The following is a 2,026-nucleotide window of genomic DNA, read 5'->3' on the forward strand; positions in this document are numbered from 1 at the left end:
ATTTTAATGTGGGTATTGATATAGAAAAGATTTCAGAGATAGAGGCTCTTAAATTAGCAAAAGAATTTTTTTCAGCGGATGAATTTTATGATATATCTAATATGAATTCTGATGAACAAATTAATTGTTTTTTTGATTTATGGACATTAAAAGAAAGCTATATAAAAACGATTGGAAAAGGGCTTTATACCCCATTAAATTCATTCTCTATAAAAAAAGAATCACGAACTTTAATTTCATACAAGAATATACCTAAAAACTTTTACTTTAAACAATATAACATTGATCCAAATTATAAGTTATCTGCTTGTGCAACAAGGGATGAATTTCCGCAAGAGATAATAATTAAAGACATTTATGCAATTTGCCAAAATATATACAAATTTGAAAGTAAGGAGAAAATCAATGCAGAAGACTAAACTTTTTTGCTTTCCACATGCTGGGGGATCTGCGTTTAGTTACGCAAAATGGAAAAATCACTTTAATCCATATATTGAGGTAGTCCCGATAGAGTTAGCTGGTAGAGGATATAGAATTGAAGAAAACTTGTACCAAAGTATGGAAGAGGCAGTAAATGATGTCTACAATAAAATAGTTATGCAGATAGATGATTCGCCCTACATTCTATTCGGGCATAGCATGGGAAGTTTGATCGCCTATGAAGTAGCCAGAAAAATAAAAGATTCTAAAAACGTATCGCCTGAATTTCTTGTTTTGTCCGGTAGAAATCATCCAAATAGTAAAATAAAAAATATCCGACATAATCTTTCTAATGAGCAATTTAAAAGAGAAGTTATTGCAATGGGAGGTACACCATCTGGGGTACTGCAATCAGAAGAATTAATGGAGATTTTTCTCCCTATTCTAAGAGCAGATTTTAAAATCGTTGAGACGTATATTCATGACAAAAATACACAACCATGTGATATTGATTTTCTTATATTTAATGGGGAAAATGATGAATTTACTACATATGATCAAGTAATAAAATGGGAACGATACACAAGTAAAACGTGTACTTTTCATTCTTTTGAAGGTAATCATTTCTTTCTAAATGAAAATATTGAAGAAATAGCAAATAGTATTAAAAGAAAGTTAGATTCTAAAAGATTATCAAATAGTTTTTAGTTTTTTAAGTATACTCATAGCTAACAAAGAAAAATATGAAAGATGAAAAATACAGGCATTGCTGAAATTTTATTGAATATATGCATAGAATCCTAAACGAACTGTTTAAAGGCAGAGACTCTAAGCAAAATGTATATGAATTAACTTTAGTTTAAGTTGGCTTTACCTATAATACCATTTAGAGTCTTTATTATACTTAGTACAAAGTACATAACAGTTAGGGATGCTGTATGTAAAGCTAATGAATATGTGAAGTGAAAAGGCCGACTCTTATAATTATGAGTGGGCCTTTTGGTTTTATGGATATCAAATTAGTGAGCAACATTTCAAAGCGTATCTTGTGATATAACTAAGTAGATTTTTTTAAACAAGGGGATGATGAGATGAATAAATTGAAGGGGAAAATTGCATTAGTAACAGGGGCTAGTAGAGGGATAGGTCGAAGTATTGCCTTACATTTGGCACAGGCTGGTGCGTTAGTCGTTGTTCACTTTAGTAAAAGAAAAGAAGAAGCAGAAAGTGTAGTAGATAAAATTAAAAAAGATGGCGGTTCCGCATTTGCGATTCGTGCAGACTTAAGTACTTTTAATGGCATTAATAAATTGTATTCAATGATGGATCAATCTCTTCAAAAATATATAGGTGATACTACATTTGATATCCTTGTAAACAACGCTGGAATTGGGCAGGTGTTAACGATAGAGGAATCTACGTTTGAAATATATGTAATGTTTAGATACCTAAAGGAGTCTACGTTTTTTAGTAGGGTCTTTCTAGCTAATGATAAGGTACCAGCAAATAAACTATTTTGTCTAATTGACAAATAGAAAGTTTACATAACGTTTTTCTGGTAAATAATTATGAGTCAAATAGTGTGATCAATTAAGTTATTTAGTCC

The 2,026-nt window shown here is 30.6% G+C and carries 2 protein-coding genes and 1 pseudogene; all 3 read left to right on the forward strand.

Going from position 1 to position 2,026, the window contains the following annotated elements:
- On the forward strand, nucleotides 1-419 hold a 419-nt coding region (locus tag ABWK52_RS08365; protein WP_353771917.1), incomplete at its 5' end, for a 4'-phosphopantetheinyl transferase family protein.
- On the forward strand, nucleotides 406-1,128 hold the full coding sequence (locus ABWK52_RS08370; protein WP_001172937.1) for a thioesterase II family protein: 723 nt from the start codon (nucleotides 406-408) through the stop codon (nucleotides 1,126-1,128). The genes ABWK52_RS08365 and ABWK52_RS08370, both read left to right, overlap by 14 nt.
- A 383-nt stretch (nucleotides 1,129-1,511) precedes the next feature.
- Nucleotides 1,512-1,853 (forward strand): annotated as a pseudogene (locus ABWK52_RS08375) (SDR family NAD(P)-dependent oxidoreductase); the annotation flags it as partial.
- Between the last annotated feature and the right edge of the window lie 173 nt (nucleotides 1,854-2,026).

It is taken from the genome of Bacillus sp. AP50, assembly GCF_040492675.1.
In the GTDB taxonomy this organism is placed as follows: domain Bacteria; phylum Bacillota; class Bacilli; order Bacillales; family Bacillaceae_G; genus Bacillus_A; species Bacillus_A cereus.